The sequence below is a fragment of the Devosia lucknowensis genome (assembly GCF_900177655.1).
Lineage (GTDB): Bacteria > Pseudomonadota > Alphaproteobacteria > Rhizobiales > Devosiaceae > Devosia > Devosia lucknowensis.
The window spans coordinates 197,326-213,456 of sequence record NZ_FXWK01000001.1; the positions used below are offsets into that span (position 1 = coordinate 197,326).

At 64.1% G+C, this 16,131-nt stretch carries 17 protein-coding genes and 1 riboswitch; of the genes, 12 read left to right on the plus strand and 5 right to left on the minus strand.

The genetic code is table 11. From position 1 onward, the window contains the following. Positions 1-96 precede the first annotated feature (96 nt). From CCK88_RS00960 to CCK88_RS00995, 8 genes are all read left to right on the plus strand, one after another. Positions 97-963 carry a TIGR01459 family HAD-type hydrolase gene (locus CCK88_RS00960; protein ID WP_086468687.1) on the plus strand — a complete coding sequence of 289 codons (867 nt, stop codon included), beginning with the start codon at positions 97-99 and terminating at the stop codon, positions 961-963. 5 nt (positions 964-968) lie between these two features. Beyond that, positions 969-1,943, plus strand: coding sequence for a bifunctional riboflavin kinase/FAD synthetase (locus CCK88_RS00965; protein WP_086468688.1), 975 nt, complete (start codon positions 969-971; stop codon positions 1,941-1,943). A 108-nt stretch (positions 1,944-2,051) separates the two neighbouring features. Beyond that, complete coding sequence (ileS, locus tag CCK88_RS00970) at positions 2,052-5,024, plus strand: isoleucine--tRNA ligase (protein ID WP_086468689.1); 2,973 nt, start codon at positions 2,052-2,054, stop codon at positions 5,022-5,024. Positions 5,025-5,187: 163 nt separating this feature from the next. Next, entirely contained in the window at positions 5,188-5,760 is a 573-nt protein-coding gene (gene lspA / locus CCK88_RS00975) for a signal peptidase II (protein ID WP_244557401.1), read from the plus strand. Between the two features lie 85 nt (positions 5,761-5,845). Beyond that, complete coding sequence (locus tag CCK88_RS18540) at positions 5,846-6,541, plus strand: hypothetical protein (protein ID WP_086468690.1); 696 nt, start codon at positions 5,846-5,848, stop codon at positions 6,539-6,541. A 130-nt stretch (positions 6,542-6,671) separates the two neighbouring features. Continuing rightward, entirely contained in the window at positions 6,672-8,375 is a 1,704-nt protein-coding gene (locus tag CCK88_RS00985) for a pseudouridine synthase (RefSeq protein WP_140048845.1), read from the plus strand. 3 nt (positions 8,376-8,378) lie between these two features. Then, complete coding sequence (rsmD, locus tag CCK88_RS00990; RefSeq protein ID WP_086468692.1) at positions 8,379-8,939, plus strand: 16S rRNA (guanine(966)-N(2))-methyltransferase RsmD; 561 nt, start codon at positions 8,379-8,381, stop codon at positions 8,937-8,939. A gap of 118 nt (positions 8,940-9,057) precedes the next feature. Further along, on the plus strand, positions 9,058-9,435 hold the full coding sequence (locus tag CCK88_RS00995) for a GFA family protein (RefSeq protein ID WP_086468693.1): 378 nt from the start codon (positions 9,058-9,060) through the stop codon (positions 9,433-9,435). On the opposite strand, the gene CCK88_RS01000 is transcribed toward CCK88_RS00995, so the two are convergent. From CCK88_RS01000 to CCK88_RS01010, 3 genes are all read right to left on the minus strand, one after another. Then, positions 9,436-9,849 (minus strand): Fur family transcriptional regulator, encoded by a 414-nt coding sequence (locus CCK88_RS01000; RefSeq protein ID WP_086468694.1) that lies wholly within the window; start codon positions 9,847-9,849, stop codon positions 9,436-9,438. It abuts the gene before it with no gap. Further along, the gene (locus CCK88_RS01005) at positions 9,839-10,657 is read right to left on the minus strand and encodes a metal ABC transporter permease (RefSeq protein WP_086468695.1); all 819 of its coding nucleotides are present in this window, start codon (positions 10,655-10,657) and stop codon (positions 9,839-9,841) included. Before CCK88_RS01005 ends, CCK88_RS01000 begins: the two co-directional genes overlap by 11 nt. Before the next feature lie 143 nt (positions 10,658-10,800). Continuing rightward, positions 10,801-11,607 (minus strand): ATP-binding cassette domain-containing protein, encoded by an 807-nt coding sequence (locus CCK88_RS01010; protein ID WP_086468696.1) that lies wholly within the window; start codon positions 11,605-11,607, stop codon positions 10,801-10,803. A gap of 169 nt (positions 11,608-11,776) precedes the next feature. Between CCK88_RS01010 and CCK88_RS01015 the strand changes: the two genes are divergently transcribed. After that, entirely contained in the window at positions 11,777-12,736 is a 960-nt protein-coding gene (locus CCK88_RS01015) for a zinc ABC transporter substrate-binding protein (protein ID WP_086468697.1), read from the plus strand. A 211-nt stretch (positions 12,737-12,947) separates the two neighbouring features. Next, positions 12,948-14,129 (plus strand): zinc metallochaperone AztD, encoded by a 1,182-nt coding sequence (aztD, locus tag CCK88_RS01020; protein WP_086468698.1) that lies wholly within the window; start codon positions 12,948-12,950, stop codon positions 14,127-14,129. A 98-nt stretch (positions 14,130-14,227) separates the two neighbouring features. Here aztD and CCK88_RS01025 read toward each other — a convergent pair whose 3' ends face one another. Together CCK88_RS01025 and CCK88_RS01030 are read right to left on the minus strand one after the other, a co-directional pair. After that, positions 14,228-14,584, minus strand: coding sequence for a DMT family protein (locus tag CCK88_RS01025; protein WP_086468699.1), 357 nt, complete (start codon positions 14,582-14,584; stop codon positions 14,228-14,230). Between the two features lie 81 nt (positions 14,585-14,665). After that, on the minus strand, positions 14,666-14,917 hold the full coding sequence (locus CCK88_RS01030; RefSeq protein ID WP_086468700.1) for a DUF2164 domain-containing protein: 252 nt from the start codon (positions 14,915-14,917) through the stop codon (positions 14,666-14,668). Between the two features lie 115 nt (positions 14,918-15,032). Here CCK88_RS01030 and CCK88_RS01035 point away from each other — a divergent pair, with 115 nt between their 5' ends. Continuing rightward, the gene (locus tag CCK88_RS01035) at positions 15,033-15,659 is read left to right on the plus strand and encodes a hypothetical protein (protein ID WP_086468701.1); all 627 of its coding nucleotides are present in this window, start codon (positions 15,033-15,035) and stop codon (positions 15,657-15,659) included. A gap of 19 nt (positions 15,660-15,678) precedes the next feature. Beyond that, a riboswitch (cobalamin riboswitch) is annotated at positions 15,679-15,895 on the plus strand. A 53-nt stretch (positions 15,896-15,948) separates the two neighbouring features. Next, on the plus strand, positions 15,949-16,131 hold the full coding sequence (locus tag CCK88_RS01040; RefSeq protein ID WP_086468702.1) for a CbtB domain-containing protein: 183 nt from the start codon (positions 15,949-15,951) through the stop codon (positions 16,129-16,131).

Sequence of the window (16,131 nt, forward strand, 5' to 3'; positions counted from 1 at the left end):
GCATCCGTCATCGCAGTGTCATGGCTGCTTTTCGCTTGATCCCTGGCGGCAAACTGCCACATAGGGTCCCTCAGCCCCTTTACGCCAAGGCTCGCCATGACCTCGCCCCTGCCCATCATCTCCGGCCTCTCCGATCTGTCGGGACGTTACGATGCGGTGCTGAGCGACGTCTGGGGCGTCATCCACAACGGCGTCTCGGCCTTCCCCGAAGCGGTCGAGGCCCTGCGCGAATTCCGCAAGGCCGGGGGCAGGGCGGTGCTGATCACCAATGCGCCGCGCCCTTCCGCGCCCATCGTGGCCATGCTCGACCGCCTGGGCGTGCCGCGCGACGCCTATGATGCCACCGTTTCCTCTGGCGACGCCACGCGCGCCATGATCGAGAAGTACCGTGGCAAGGCCATTCACCATGTCGGTCCGCCGACCGAGGACGATGCGCTCTACGAAGGGCTCGATCTGAAGCGCACCGGCGCAGAGGACGCCGAGGTCGTTGTGGTGACCGATCTCGATACCGACGACGACACGCCTGAAATGTATCGCGAACGCGCCAAGCTGTGGCTCAGCCGCAAGCTGCCCATGATCTGCGCCAATCCCGACCGCGTGGTCGAGCATGGCGACAAGATCATCTATTGCGGCGGCGCCCTGGGCGATCTCTATTCGGCTATGGGCGGCATGGTCCACATGGCCGGAAAACCCTATCCGCCCATCTACGAGCAGGCGTTCGCGCTGGCCGAAAAGGCCGCCGGCAAGGCGCTCGACAAGTCGCGCGTCCTCGCCATCGGCGACAGCGTCCGCACCGACGCGACCGGCGCCGCACAGTTCGGCATCGACATCCTCTTCATTACTGGCTCCATCCACGCCGCCGAGCTCGATGCCTTCGGCAAGCCCGATCCCCAGGCCATTGCCGATCTGATCGCGCCGAGCCGGGCCCGCGTCGCCGGCTATCTGCCCCGCCTGTCCTGGTAATCGTCATGTCCGGCTTCACGCGTCTCTCCGGCCTTGCCGATCTGCCGCCGCATCTGCGCGGCGCTTATGTCGCCATCGGCAATTTCGACGGCATGCATCGCGGTCATCAGTCGATTGTCGCGGCTCTGCGCGCCCGCGCGGAAAAGGCGGGTGTGCCCACCCTCATGCTGACATTCGAGCCGCATCCGCGTGACGTCTTCGCGCCGGCTCCCTTCATGTTCCGCCTCACGCAGGGCGATGCCAAGGCGCGCCTGGCCGAGGCCCTCGGGCTCGATGGCATCATTATCCTGCCCTTCGATCACGCCTTTTCGCAGAACGAGGCCGAAGTCTTCGTCGAGACCATGCTGGTCGACCAGCTCGGCGTGCGCGGCGTCATCATCGGCTCGGATTTCCATTTCGGTCGCCAGCGGCGCGGCACGCCGGCTTTCCTGCGGGCTGCGGGCGAGCGGCTTGGCTTTACGGTCGACACCCTGGACCTGATGGATGAAGGCGACGAGGTCATCTCTTCGTCGCGGATCCGCGCCGCCCTATCCGAGGGCGCCATCGCAGCCGCCAACCGCCTGCTCGGCTACCACTGGTTTTTCGAAGGCTGCGTGGTCAAGGGCGACCAGCGTGGCCGCGATCTGGGCTACCCCACTGCCAATACGATGACCCCCACCGGCTTTCAACTGGCCCAGGGCGTCTATGCGGTCAGGGCGCGACTGGGCGAGCGGCTGCTCGATGGCGTCGCCGCCTATGGCAAGCCCATGTTCGACAATCAGCGGCCGCCTTTCGAAACGCACCTCTTCGATTTCGACGAGGACATTTATGGCCAGACCATTGCCGTGGCCCTGGTCGGTCATATCCGGGGACAGGAAGTGTTCTCGGGCCTCGACGAGTTGATTGCCGCCATGGATCGCGACAGCCGCAAGGCGCGCGAACTGATTGCCGGCGCCAAGCCTATCGGCGCGCTGGACCGCAAGTTGGGGTTTGTGGGGTAGTCGTTCTTCACCTCTCCCCCTGAGGAAGCGGTAAGGCCAATTCCCCTTTGCCCCCAGCGCCCTCGCTTGCTACAACCCGCCGCAAATCTTCCGAAAGACTGCCGATCCATGAACGACACCGCTCAAAGCGCGACCGAAAAAGACTATTCGGCCACGCTCTTCTTGCCGGAAACCAATTTCCCGATGCGCGCCGGTCTGCCGGACCGCGAGCCGGCGTGGCTCAAGCGTTGGGAAGACATGGACATTTATGCGCTGCAGCGCGAGCAGGCCAAGGATCGGCCGCTGTTCACGCTGCACGATGGCCCACCCTACGCCAATGGCAACATCCATATCGGCCACGCGCTCAACAAGACGCTGAAGGACCTCGTTTCGCGGTCCATGCAGATGCTTGGGCACAATGCGGCCTATATCCCCGGCTGGGACTGCCACGGTCTGCCGATCGAATGGAAGATCGAAGAGCAGTACCGCGCCAAGGGCAAGGACAAGAACGAGGTTCCGGTGGTGGAATTCCGCCAGGAATGTCGCGCCTTTGCCGAGAGCTGGGTCGACATCCAGCGCGAGGAATTCAAGCGCCTCGGCGTCCTGGGCGAGTGGGACAATCCGTACCTGACGATGAGCTTTGACGCCGAAGCCCAGATCGCGCGCGAGCTGATGAAGGTCTCGATGACCGGTCAGCTCTATCGCGGGTCAAAGCCCGTGATGTGGTCGGTGGTCGAGCGCACGGCGCTGGCCGAAGCCGAAATCGAATATGCCGATTATGAGAGCGATACGATCTGGGTGAAGTTCCCGGTCTCGCGCATCCAGACGGTAGACGGCAAGGACACCGACGAGGTTATCGCCCATCGCGAGCACCTCACCGGTGCATCGGTCGTGATCTGGACCACGACCCCCTGGACCATCCCGGCCAACCGCGCGATCTCGTTTTCGAGCAAGATCGCCTATGGCCTCTACGAGGTCACCGAGGCACCGGCAGAGAACTGGGCCAAGGTCGGCGACAAGCTGATCATCGCTGACAAGCTGGCGGCCGAGGTCTTCGCCAAGGCCAAGGTGACCGGCAATGTTCGGCTGCAGACCGTTCCGGCTTCTGTTCTCGGAGGCATCGCAGCACACCATCCGCTGCGCGGCTTTGCCGGCGGCTACAACTTCGACGTGCCGCTGCTCGATGGCGAACATGTCACCGACGATGCCGGTACCGGCTTCGTCCACACCGCGCCCGGCCACGGTCTCGATGACTTTGGGATCTGGATGGAGTCCACGCGCCTGTTGCAGGATCGCGGCATCGATCCCGCCATCCCCTATGTCGTCGGCGACGATGGTTTTTACACCAAGGACGCACCGGGTTTTGATGGCGCGCGCGTAATCGACGACAATGGCAAGAAGGGCGACGCTAACAACAAGGTGATCGCCGCGCTGGCCGAGCACGGCAATATCATCGCCCGTGGCCGCGTAAAGCACCAGTATCCGCATTCCTGGCGCTCCAAGAAGCCAGTGATCTACCGCAACACGCCGCAATGGTTTGTCTATATGGACAAGGATATCGACGGCGCGGCGGGTGATACGCTGCGCCATCGCGCGCTCAAGGCGATCGACGCCACGAAATTCTATCCCGCCGCGGGTCAAACCCGCCTGCGCGCCATGATCGCCGACCGGCCGGACTGGGTGCTGTCGCGCCAGCGCGCCTGGGGCGTGCCGATCACCGTCTTCGTGCACAAGCAGACCAACGAGATCCTTCGCGACGAAACGGTCAATCACCGCATCGCCCAGAGCTTCGAGGAAGAAGGCGCGGACGCCTGGTACAAGCCGGGTGCAGCCGAGCGGTATCTCGGTTCGGCGTACAAGGTCGAAGACTACGAGATGGTCACCGACGTCCTCGACGTCTGGTTCGACTCAGGCTCGACCCACGCCTTCGTGCTGCGCAACAAGCAGAAGTGGCCGCATCTGAAATTCCCGGCCTCGATGTATCTCGAAGGCTCGGACCAGCATCGCGGCTGGTTCCATTCGTCGCTGCTCGAATCGTGCGCGACCAATGGCCATGCGCCCTATGACAGCGTTCTCACTCATGGTTTCACCATGGATGGCGAAGGCAAGAAGATGAGCAAATCGCTGGGCAATACCGTTGCCCCGCAGGACATCATCAAGCAGTACGGCGCCGATATCCTGCGCCTGTGGGTGGCCTCGTCCGATTATTCGGAAGACCTGCGCCTGGGCAAGGAAATCATCCAGACCACGGTCGATGCCTATCGCAAGCTCAGGAACACCCTGCGCTGGCTGCTCGGCAATCTCGCGCATTTCAAGGCCGACGACGTCGTCGATGCCAAGGACATGCCCGAGCTGGAAAGGCTGATGTTGCATCGCCTGGCCCAGCTCGATACCGGCGTGCGCGCCGCCTACAAGGAATACGACTACCGCAAGGTCGTGACCCTGTTGTCGAATTTCATGAACATCGAGCTTTCGGCGTTCTATTTCGACATCCGCAAGGACACGCTCTACTGCGATCCGATTTCATCGGTGAAACGGCGTTCGGCGCTCACCGTGCTTGATCACCTGTTCAACGCCATCACGGCCTGGCTCGCGCCCATCCTGGTATTCACCATGGAAGAATGCTGGCTCGAGCGTCACCCGGGCGACGGTGAATCGGTCCACCTGCGCCTCTTCCCCGATATCCCGCAGGACTGGCTGGACAACGACCTCGCCGACAAATGGCAGCTTGTCCGTGCCGTTCGCCGTGTCGTCACCGGTGCCCTCGAAATCGAGCGCCGCGAAAAGCGCATCGGCTCGTCGCTCGAAGCGGCCCCCCAGGTCTTCGTCGCCGACGCCCGCTATATCAAGGCGCTCGAAGGTCAGGACCTGGCCGAGATCGCCATCACCTCGGCCATCTCGATCCAGCAGGCCGAAGGCTCGTCCGAGGCATTCCGTCTCGATGACGTGCTGGGCGTATCTGTCGTGCCGGCACTGGCCGAAGGCAAGCGCTGCGCCCGCTCCTGGAAGGTGCTGCCCGAGGTCGGCTCCGATGCGGAATATCCTGATGTTTCCCCCCGCGATGCGCAGGCCCTGCGCGAACGCGCTGCGGCGGGACTGTAACCTGAGCTGACGGCTCTTTCCCTCCCTCCCCCTCGAGGGGAGGGTAACGCCGCTAAGGCCGAATGGCCGTGGCAAAGCTGGGGTGGGGGTCGTCTTGTGATTGACTGAGGGACCCCCTCCCCAACCCTCCCCTCGAGGGGAGGGGGCGAAAACGGAGCTTCCGGTGACGAAAATCAGCCAATCCCTCCGCAATCCCGGCATTCTTGCCTCCATCATGGCCGCGGTTATCGCCTTCGGCATCGATCGCGGCCAGAAGGCCTTTCACATCGCTGCCGAATGCTACGCCGTCGGTCAGTCGGTTTGCGTCGGTGTGGGCTACTTCTTCGAACCCCTGTCGCTCACCGGGTGGCGGGGCGGCGAGATGATCACCGTCACGCCGTTTTTCGATTACGTGCTGGTCTGGAATACCGGCATTTCCTACGGCCTGTTCGATTCCCTTCCGGTATGGGCCCTGGGCATTGTCATGCTCGTTGCCATAGCGGCGCTATCGGTGTGGTGGTGGCGGTCTCGGGAATTTCTGGTGCGCCTGGGTTTGGCACTGTGCCTGGGCGGTGCGCTCTCCAATGCCCTCGATCGGCTGATCTACGGGGCGGTGGCGGATTTCTTCCACTTCCATTGGGGCACATGGTCGTTCTACATCTTCAACCTGGCCGATGTGGCCATCACGCTCGGCGTCATCCTGTTGTTCGTCGACCTCCTGGGCTTTTCGCGAAAAGCACCCAGGAAAGCCGCTTAGGGGCTTCTCATCACTGTGATGCCAAAATCTGGCCTTAGCGGTGGGAATGCGTTATAAGCGCCGCCGATATCGTAAGGGAATTTGCATGCGTATTGCATTGACCGGGCAGAAGACTGCCATTCGGGCCGCCGCCAAGGCAGGCCTCGCCGCCCTCGGGCTGGTGGCCACGCTGGTCCTGGCCAGCTGCACGACGGTCGAAGGCACCAATGCCATGACCGATTTCGGCACCTTCGAGCGCGATGTGCTCAATTCCACTGCACGGGGTGTCGGTCTGATACCGGGCGAAGCGCCAAAGCAGGACCTGACCACGGCGCGTGCCCCGCTCGTGCTGCCCAAATCCGACGGCAGCCTGCCGGCCCCGACCACCCAGGTCGCCGCGGCTCAACTGCCCGCCAACAGCGATACCGTGCGCATCGACACCACCAACCTCAGCGAAGCCGACATGCGTCTGCTGCGCGATGCCCGCGTCGTCGACATGCGCACCCTTGGCGGCCGTCCGTTGACCGAAGCCGAAGCCAAGCAGCTGACAGCACGGATGCAGCAGGCCAATATGAACGTGACGGCCAACAACGATCGTCCGCTCTATCTGCCGCCGGCCGAATACTTCACCCGCGTGGGCGATGCACAGCTCGTGTGCCGTACCGCATCGGGTGAACTGGTCTCGCTGCGCGACGACCGTTGTCCGGCCGATGTACGCCGTGCGCTCGAGACGCGTGGCCCGAGCTCGCAGGGTCTGGGCAGCCCGGGCGCCAAGCTCACTGAAAGCGAAAAGAAGCTCTGATCTAGGAGCTTCCGCTCAACGACCTCACGGCGGCCGGATCGATCCGGCCGCTTTGCTTGTTTTACCGCGCCGCCCGCCGTTGCAGTCCCGCGAACGGCTTTACGGGTCCCGCATGTCAGAAAGTGCTCACATGAGCGACACTCCCAAACAACCCGAAGTCGCCGATCGTTTGGCAAAAGTCATTGCCCGCGCCGGCCTCTGCTCGCGACGGGATGCCGAAGGCTGGATCGCCGACGGCCGCATCTCGGTCAACGGCAAGAAGGTGATCACGCCCGCCTTCAACGTGACCAGCAAGGACAAGATCGAGGTCGATGGCCTGCCGCTGGCTGCCCGCCAGGGCACCCGCGTCTGGCTCTACAACAAGCCCGCGGGCCTCGTCGTCACCGAAAAGGACCCCGAAGGCCGGCCGACCATCTTCGAGGAACTCGACCGCAAGGGCCTGCCGCGCGTGCTCACCGTGGGTCGCCTTGATATCAATACCGAGGGCCTGCTGCTGCTCACCAATGACGGTGGTCTCAAGCGCGTGCTCGAACTGCCGTCCACCGGCTGGCTGCGCCGCTACCGCGTGCGCGCCTTCGGTTCCGTCACCCAGGCCCAGCTCGATAGCCTCAAGCAGGGCGTGACGGTCGACGGCATCCAGTATGGACCGATCACCGCAACGCTCGAGCGCGAACAGGGCAGCAACGTCTGGATGGTGCTGGGTCTGCGCGAAGGCAAGAACCGTGAGGTCAAGAACGTCCTCGGTTCGCTCGGTCTCGAGGTAAACCGCCTGATCCGCATTTCCTACGGTCCTTTCCAGCTCGGCGAGCTGGCCGAAGGCGCCGTGGAAATGGTCAAGTCGCGCATGCTGCGCGACCAGCTCGGCAAGAAGCTCGCCGAATCCGCCGGGGTCGATTTCGAGAGCGATGCCCCCGACATGGTCCAGCCGGCGCCCCGCGATGACCGTCCCGTCCGTTCGCCGCGCGATCGTGCTCCGCTGCGTCCCCGTCCTGCCGGACGCGATGCCGGCCCACGCGCCGGTGAGGATCGTCCCATTCGCGCCCGCCGCGTGCATTTCGAGGATGACGAGGGCCGCGCGCCCGAGTCTTACGAGCCCAAGGGCGCCGGCCGCCAGCGCCCTGACCGCGACGACCAGCCTGCCCGCAGCTTCGGCAAGCCGGCAGATCGCTCCAATCGTCCGGACCGCAGCGAAGGGCGCAAGCCCTATGGCGATCGACCCAAGCGTGATTTCGGTGACAAGCCCAAGCGTGATTACGGCGACCGTCCGGCGCGCTCCTTCGGCGACAAGCCCGCTCGCGGACCGCGTCCCGAAGGCCGTTTCGGCGATCGCCCGCAGCGCAGTTTTGGCGATAAGCCAGCCCGTGGCGGTTTTTCCGACCGTCCCAAGCGCGATTTCGGAGATCGGCCAAAGCGCGACTTCGGTGACAAGCCGGCGCGCGGCAGCTTCGGTGACCGTCCCGCCCGCGGACCGCGCCCCAAAGGTCGCTTCGAGGATCGCCCCAAGCGCGACTATGGTGACCGGCCGCAGCGCCCCTATGGCGATCGTCCCACGCGCGGTCCACGTCCCGAGGGCGGCTTCGAGGGCCGGCCGCCGCGTCGCGACGGTGCGCCTGGCGGCAAGCCGTTCGGTGACCGCAAACCATTTGCCGGCAAGCGAGACGGCGCCAAGCCTTACGGCGATCGCCCGCAAGGTGGCCGTCCCCAGGGCGACCGCGCCGGTGGTCCCCAGGGTGACCGTTCAGGTCGCCCCGGCGGCAAGCCATTCGGGGGCAGGCCCGGTGGCGCACGCCCGGCTGGCGGTCGCCCCGGCGGCCCGCGCAAGCCGCGCGGCTAAGCCATGCGCATCGTTGCCGGCAAGTATCGCGGCAAGCAGCTGACCTCGCCGTCGGACGACACCATCCGTCCGACGTCGGACCGCGCGCGCGAGTCCATCTTCAACATCCTGGGCTCGCGCCTCGGGCCGGTTCTGGCCGGCAAGCGCGTGCTCGACCTGTTCGCCGGCACGGGTGCGCTCGGGCTCGAGGCGCTTTCGCGCGGCGCCGACCACGTCACCTTCGTCGACACCGGGGCCGAAGCGCGCGGCCTCATCCGCGACCATATCGAGGCTTTCGGCGCCGCGGGTATCACCAAACTGCTGCGCCGGGACGCGACCGCGCTGGGCAAGCCCGGTACCTTCGGCCAGTTCGACCTGATTTTCCTCGACCCGCCCTACAGCAAGGGCCTCGGCCAACTGGCGCTTGCCGAGCTGTCGGCCAATGGCTGGATTGCTCCCGGGGCCACCGTGGTCTGGGAAGAATCCGCCGATGCCGACATCGCCGTGCCCACGGGCTTCACGCTCGAAGACGGGCGCAACTATGGCGCCGCCACCGTGCGGTTCCTGAGCTGGGCCGGTCGCTGACGCCAGCTGAACCGGGCCCCCGTCCCGGGCCGTCTCCAGCGCAGTGTTCAGTTGGGCGCAATGGCATGCTGAACTGAACACGCCCTTGCCGAGTTCTCTCCTCACCAAGGAGAACTCCATGTCCGAAACTATTCGAACCGGCGGGTGCCTTTGTGGCGCGGTGCGTTACGAGGTTCGTGGCGAGCCCTACAAGGGTGGGCTCTGCCACTGCGCCGATTGCCGCAAGATCACGGGCTCGTCGTTTTTGCACTATGCCGATTGGCGGCCGCACCAGTTCAGTTCCACGGGCGAAGTGCGGACCTATGCGGGGCGGTCCTTCTGTCCCCAGTGCGGTTCGCACACCTTCAATCTGGGCGATGATCAGGTGGAAATTCACCTTGGCACGCTCGACGACGCGCCCAACGACATCAAGCCGCTGATCGAGGGTTGGGCCAAGCGCCGCGAACGGTGGTTGCCGACGCTTCCCGGCATACCGATGTTCCCCGGAGATCCGTGATCAGGCGGCTTTCAGGCATTCAGCGCACTTGCCGCGGATTTCCATCGTTGTCCGCTCCACCTTGAAGCCGGTCTGCTTCGCCCAGCCGCCGAGGCGCTCCTCGATCACGGCATCGGCAAACTCGTCGACCTTGCCGCAGCCCTCGCAGATGGCGAAGGCGATGAGACCCTTGCGATGGCAGTGTTCGTCGGCGCAGGCGACGAAGGCATTGAGCGATTCCAGCCGGTGCGCCAGCCCGCGCTCCACCAGCTTGTCGAGCGCTCGATAAACCTGCAGCGGCGCGCGCAAGCCATCGCCGCGCAAGCGGTCGAGAATGTCATAGGCCGAAAGCGGGGCAGGGGCGTGGTTCAGCGCGCCCAGCACCAGCTCCTGGTTGCGGGTCAGATCGACCGGCTTGGCATGATCATGCGCCATTCTGCTCTCTCCTGCCAAACAAGCGTGCCGTCGGCACAGCCAGCGATACGAGGAAAATCGCGAGCGCCATCACCACGATAGAGGGTCCCGAAGCGGTATCCCAGGTCCGCGATCCGAACAAGCCGCCGATCACCGAGAGCCCGCCGAGCAGCGCTGCCACCACCGCCATCATTTCGGGCGTTGCACTGAGGCGCCTGGCCGTCGCTGCCGGAATGATCAGCAGTGAAGTGATCAGCAGCACGCCGACCAGCTTCATGGCGATGGCGATGACGCTGGCCATGAGCAGCATGAGGATAATGCGGCTGACCTCCGGGCGCAGTCCCTCCGCCTCGGCCAGTTCGGGGCTGACCGTGGCCGCCAGCAGCGGTCGCCAGTTCAGCACCAGAATGGCGACGATCGCCACGCCCCCACCGTAGATGATGGCGATGTCCTCGACCGAAACGGCGAGAATGTCACCAAACAGGAACCCCATGAGGTCGATGCGCACCTGCGTCAGGAACCCGACGATCACGAGCCCGACTGCGAGGCTCGAATGACTGAGAATGCCGAGCAGCGCGTCGGTGGAAAGCGTATTTTGCTTCTGCAGCAGCAGCAACGCACCCGCGACCATGGCCGCCACGGCGAATACGCCCAGCGTCACGTTGACGGACAGGAGGATCGAAAGCGCCACGCCCAACAGCGCCGAATGCGCCATCGTGTCCCCGAAATAGGCCATCCGCCGCCACACGACGAAACATCCCAGCGGCCCGGTCACCGCGGCAAGACCCACTCCGGCAACGAGCGCGCGTGAGAAGAAATCACCGAACATCGCGAAACTCCCAGTAACCCCCATCCAGCCTCCCCCTGAAGGCGGGGGAGAGGTCCATCGAGTTTGTGTGGATATTGTAGCACCCACCGGCAGGCTCCTCCCCCGCCTTCCGGGGGTGGCCGGGTGGGGGTGCTGCAAAAAGCTCAATGCGCATGCTTGTGCCCCTCGTGCCCGTGATGGTGCTCGTGCCCGTGTTCCGCGCCGACCACGCAGCCATCGTCGTGGTGTTCGTGGTCATGGTGATGTTCATAGAGCGCCAGCGCCGAACCGGCACGGTCACCGAAAAGGCGCAGATATTCAGGGCTGGTCTTGACCGCATTGGGCGTGCCGCGGCAGCAGACATGGCCGTTGAGGCATATCACCGTATCGGTCTCGGCCATCACCACATGCAGGTCGTGCGAAATCATCAGGATCCCCGCCTGCGTCGTGTCGCGGATCTGTCTGATGAGCTGGTAGAGTGCCACCTCACCCGAAAAATCCACGCCTTGCACGGGCTCGTCGAGGACCAGGAGATCCGGCTTCCGGATCATCGCCCGCGCAAAAAGCACGCGCTGGAATTCGCCACCCGACAGTTCCTGGACGGCCGCCTTGAGCAGCCGCGCTGCCCCCACCGCTTCGAGCGCAGCAATGATCTCGGCAGGCGCAAACCGGCCTGTCAGAGTCATCAGCCGCTCGACAGTCAAAGGCAGCGTCCAGTCGATGCTCAGTTTCTGCGGCACATAGCCGACCGTCAGGCCGGCCTTGCGCGTTACCGTCCCGATGCTCGGCTTCAGCACGCCCGTCACCATCTTGGCGGTGGTCGACTTGCCCGACCCATTGGGGCCGATCAGCGTCACGATTTCGCCGCGGGCAATGGTCAGGTCGACGCCTTCGACCAGCACGCGCCCGCCGCTGCGAACGCCCGCACCGGCCAGCGTGATCAGGTTTTCTCTCTGCACGATTGCGTTCATTCCGCCTCGGGGAAGCTCATTTGATGGGTGTTGGGATACCGTCCCCACGGTCGGGACATTTTTTCACAGGCCCGCTTGACGCTCTTCATTACGTTATAGCATAACACCGTCGCAAGCGTAATAACATAACATATCGCTTCCCAGCGTCCTGTTGCCAAGAGGCCAGCCCATGATCAAGTCCACCATCGCCCTTGCCGCCCTTGCGAGCATCTTGTCCACTGGTACTGCAATGTCTGCGCCCTCGGTCGTGGCATCGACCAAGCCCATTCATTCCCTTGTATCCGCGGTCATGGGCGAGGTCGCCGAGCCGGCCCTGATCGTCAAGGGCGCCGCTTCCCCGCATACCTATTCCCTCCGCCCATCGGATGCGGCCGCGCTCGAAAGCGCCGATATCGTGTTCTGGACCGGCCACGGCATGGAGCTGTTTCTTGGCGATGCCCTCGAAAGCCTCTCCACCAAGGCCAGGATCGTCGAGCTGGCCGATGCGCCCGGCATCGAGCTGCTGCCCCTGCGCGAGGGCGGCGCCTTTGAAGCCCACGCCCACGGCGACGGTCATGATCACGACCATGACCATGACCATGACCATGCCGGGGACGAGCACGATCATGAACATGGCGAAGGCGACATGCATTTCTGGCTCGATCCGGAAAATGCCAAATTGATGGTCGCCGAGATCGCCACGGTCCTCTCTGAAGCTGACCCCGAAAACGCCTCGATCTACGGCGCCAATGCCGCGGCCGAACGCGTACGCCTCGACGAGTTGACCGAGGAACTGCGTGGCACCCTCGCTCCCGTCGCCGGCAAGCCCTTCATCGTCTTCCACGACGCCTACCAGTATTTCGAGAACCGCTTCGGCCTCGATGTGGCCGGGACGGTGACCGTCTCGCCCGAAGCCATGCCCGGGGCAGCCCGCATCGACGAGCTGCGCGCCAAGGTTGCGGAACTGGGCGCCGCCTGCGTCTTTGCTGAACCCAATTTCGAGCCTGCCATCATCAACACCATCGTTGAAGGCACGACGGCCAAGGCAGGTGTGCTCGATCCCGAAGGCAGCGCCCTTGCCGAAGGCGTCGATCTTTACCCCGAACTGTTGCGCGGCCTGGCAGGCGGTCTTGTGGATTGCCTGTCCTGATCGTCTTTCGTCCCCGCCTGCGCTGATCACTGCTCATTGATGCGATCCATCCCCTCGCCCGGACGGGCGAGGGCAGGGCACCTTCGTGTCCGAAGCATCGCCGCGGCGGCTGACGCGGTCCCACCACGACATGCCCCAACCCCCTTACGCTTGCCGTCAAATCCGCCCCGCATGCCCCAACCTGTAATGTTCTAACATAAAGGAAATTGTCATGAATGCACGCCTCTCGATCGCGCTCCTCGCCGCCACGGCGCTGAGCGGTCCTGCCCTCGCCGAGGAAGCGACGGCCTGGCGCATCTTAGTCGGCGATCATACCGAGCCGAAGGTGACCGCCCTCGATCTTGCCACTGGCGATGAACTCGCCAGCTTCCCGCTCGCGAGCCCTGCCAGCCTCTACGCCACTGGTGGCACCGTCTTTGCCGTGCAGGGCGCGGGCAACCAGGTGTCGGCCATCCGCTCCGGCATCACCATCGAGGATCATGGCGATCATGGCGATATCGACATCGCCGATCCCTCGCTCGTCGAGGGCGTTCTGACCGGCGAGAAGCCCGCCCATTTCGTCGAGCATGACGGACAGGTTGCCCTTTTCTTCGATGGCTCGGGCCTCGTGGACCTGTTCAGCCCGGCTGGCTGGGTCGAAAATGGCGCGCCCGAAGTCACCCGGCTCGACAGCGGCACGCCGCATCATGGCGTGGCCATCCCTTGGGGCGACTACACCCTGGTCTCGGTTGCCGATTCGGAAGACGAAAAGAAGCCGCGCCTCGGGCTCGACGTGATCGATCCGCATGGCGACAAGGTCGGTGACACACATCCCTGTCCGGACCTGCATGGTGAGGCGACATCGGGCAACCTTCTCGCCGTCGGATGCGGCGATGGCCTGCTGATCGTATCCGGCTCGGGCGAGCCTTCCGTCGAAAAGATCGACTATGCCGGCCTGCCCGAAGGCAAGGTCACGACGCTGGTCGGCGGACAGGGAATGCAATACTTCCTGGGCAACTACGGTGCGGACAAGGTGGTCATCGTCGATCCCGCCGAAGAAACGCCCTATCGCCTCGTGGACCTGCCGACGCGCCGTGTGCACTTTGTCACCGATCCGATCCGGCCCAAATTCGCCTACGTCTTCACCGAGGACGGAAATCTGCGCCGCCTCGACGTCGTCAGCGGCCAGTTCACCGCGGCAGTGACCGTCACCGAACCCTATTCCATGGATGGCGATTGGAGCCTGCCGCGTCCCCGCGTCGCTGTCGCCGGCGATGTCATCGCCGTCACCGACCCCAGCGAGGGCAAGGTACACCTTGTGGACGCCGGGACCTTCGAGATCACCGGCGACATTCCGGTGTCCGGATTGCCCTACACGATTGTCGCCATAGGTGGCGCGGGCACCATCCACTGAACGACGAAATCATCCATCCTTCGTCACCACCGGGCTTGTCCCGGTGGTGCTTTTTTCGGCATGGATGGCCGGGGCCGCCATGACGACAGGACATGGCCCTACTTCAGCGGGCCCTTGAAGATGAAAAACGCGCCGAGGCCGATGAACCCGAAACCGATTGCGTGGTTCCACGTCAGCTTCTCGCCCAGGTAGAGCACGGCGAACAGCGCGAACACGCTGAGCGAGATGACTTCCTGGATGGTCTTGAGCTCTGACGCCGAATAGACCTCGCTGCCCAGCCGGTTGGCGGGAATGGCCAGCCAGTATTCGAAGAAGGCGATGCCCCAGCTGATCAGCACCACGGCCCACAGCGCCACGCTGTGAAATTTGAGGTGCCAGTACCAGGCGAAGGTCATGAATAGGTTGGAAGCGATCAGCAGCCCGATGGGGGCAAGGGTAGGGACGTTGAAGCCCATGCAAACACCACGTGAAAGAACCGGCTGTGCCGGCCGGCTCTTTTAGCACCGCCGTGGGCCGGCGAAAGCAGGATTTTTGCGCTACCGGGCCTTTGTCGGCCGCTCGAGGCCGAAGATTTCGTCGCTGACGTCGTCGAGCTTTTTGCGCACCAGCGCCTGTGCATCGTAGAGCCCGCGATTGTAGAAATAGGCGCCCATCTTCTCGGCAAAGAACTGCATCAGCATTTCCGCCGGAATGGCGCCGATCGACTGGTCCAGTTCCTCGCGGAAATAGTCCTGGATGTCGCCCACGATGGCCTTGGTCTCGTCGCGGCTGAATGTGATGGGTTTCATGGCGTGGCCTCGTGCGCAGAATGGGTCTTCAGGTCCCATTCATATCGCGAGTCGCCTCTTGTGCATGTGTCATGCCCTGCGCCAATCTGGCGCTGGCCCGAGGAGGTCCCGATCCATGTCCGCCCGTCTGCTCCGCGTCCTGCTTGCCTCGCCCCTGCTGTTCACGCCCGTAGCGCTGGCCAAGGAAAAGCCGCCGCGCGAGGCCATAGCCTGCGAAGGGGCCTTCGCCATCGACAGTTCCGAGGCCCGCCTCATCGAAATCTACGGCGCCGACAATGTCTGGACCGGCACCGTGCCCGGTCCGGAAGGCATGGACATGCAGGCCACGCGAGTCTTCCCCGACGATCCCGACCGCATGCTCGAATTCACCTGGTGGAACGAGGACGAGCGCACCGACCTCGGCAGCGTCGAACTGCCGCCGACCATGTCCGGTCCCGGCGGGATCCATGACGGCATGAGCGTCGCCGAAGTCGCTGCAATCAATGGCGACGCCTTCACCCTCAATGGGTTCGGCTGGGACTACGGCGGCTTTGCCAGCTTCAGGACCGGTGTTCTCTCCGACATCGAGGGCGGTTGCTATCTCTCGCTCCGCTTCGGGCCCGACGACAGGCCGGTCAAGGTCAATACCGACGCGGTATGGGGCGATCGCGAGGTCCCCTCGACAGAACCGCTGCTCGAAACCGTGGGTGCGCATGTCCAGGTGGTCTCCATCGGCTATCCGCACCCCGATTTCCGCGATTGACCCCATCGGGCGTCGGGCGTAATCGTGGTCCCGCAATGGTTCCCCGGACGCTTGAGCGCGAGGGGATCAAAAGGGAACACGGTGCGGCGTACCCATAAGGGACCAAATCCGTGGCTGCCCCCGCAACTGTAAGCGGTGGGCGCTCTCATGCGTCACTGGTCGATCGCAAGGACCGGGAAGACGAGAGCGCTGCATTCACCGTGAGCCAGGAGACCTGCCCTTGCCCTGAGCAATCAGGATAGCCGGACCCGCATGGGTCCATATCTATTCCGCGCACGGAGGGTGCCACATGAATAATTCCGCCGTTTCGACCGGCCTGTCTTCTCTTTCCCTGTCCCAGCGCCTCGTTGCTGGCCTCCTGGCTCTCATGCTGGGTCTGACGCTGCTCGTGGGCACCGGTTTTGCCGGCGACTATCGCCTGCACAACGGCGCACACGACACCCGCCACGCCATGGGCTTCCCCTGCCACTGA

Excerpts from the sequence above, each read along its gene's own strand:
- CCK88_RS00960 (WP_086468687.1), top strand. The coding sequence starts at position 97 with ATGACCTCGCCCCTGCCCATCATCTCCGGCCTCTCCGATCTGTCGGGA.
- CCK88_RS00965 (WP_086468688.1), top strand. The coding sequence starts at position 969 with ATGTCCGGCTTCACGCGTCTCTCCGGCCTTGCCGATCTGCCGCCGCAT.
- ileS (WP_086468689.1), top strand. The coding sequence starts at position 2,052 with ATGAACGACACCGCTCAAAGCGCGACCGAAAAAGACTATTCGGCCACG.
- CCK88_RS18540 (WP_086468690.1), top strand. The coding sequence starts at position 5,846 with ATGCGTATTGCATTGACCGGGCAGAAGACTGCCATTCGGGCCGCCGCC.
- CCK88_RS00985 (WP_140048845.1), top strand. The coding sequence starts at position 6,672 with ATGAGCGACACTCCCAAACAACCCGAAGTCGCCGATCGTTTGGCAAAA.
- rsmD (WP_086468692.1), top strand. The coding sequence starts at position 8,379 with ATGCGCATCGTTGCCGGCAAGTATCGCGGCAAGCAGCTGACCTCGCCG.
- CCK88_RS00995 (WP_086468693.1), top strand. The coding sequence starts at position 9,058 with ATGTCCGAAACTATTCGAACCGGCGGGTGCCTTTGTGGCGCGGTGCGT.
- CCK88_RS01000 (WP_086468694.1), bottom strand. The coding sequence starts at position 9,849 with ATGGCGCATGATCATGCCAAGCCGGTCGATCTGACCCGCAACCAGGAG.
- CCK88_RS01005 (WP_086468695.1), bottom strand. The coding sequence starts at position 10,657 with ATGTTCGGTGATTTCTTCTCACGCGCGCTCGTTGCCGGAGTGGGTCTT.
- CCK88_RS01010 (WP_086468696.1), bottom strand. The coding sequence starts at position 11,607 with ATGAACGCAATCGTGCAGAGAGAAAACCTGATCACGCTGGCCGGTGCG.
- CCK88_RS01015 (WP_086468697.1), top strand. The coding sequence starts at position 11,777 with ATGATCAAGTCCACCATCGCCCTTGCCGCCCTTGCGAGCATCTTGTCC.
- aztD (WP_086468698.1), top strand. The coding sequence starts at position 12,948 with ATGAATGCACGCCTCTCGATCGCGCTCCTCGCCGCCACGGCGCTGAGC.
- CCK88_RS01025 (WP_086468699.1), bottom strand. The coding sequence starts at position 14,584 with ATGGGCTTCAACGTCCCTACCCTTGCCCCCATCGGGCTGCTGATCGCT.
- CCK88_RS01030 (WP_086468700.1), bottom strand. The coding sequence starts at position 14,917 with ATGAAACCCATCACATTCAGCCGCGACGAGACCAAGGCCATCGTGGGC.
- CCK88_RS01035 (WP_086468701.1), top strand. The coding sequence starts at position 15,033 with ATGTCCGCCCGTCTGCTCCGCGTCCTGCTTGCCTCGCCCCTGCTGTTC.
- CCK88_RS01040 (WP_086468702.1), top strand. The coding sequence starts at position 15,949 with ATGAATAATTCCGCCGTTTCGACCGGCCTGTCTTCTCTTTCCCTGTCC.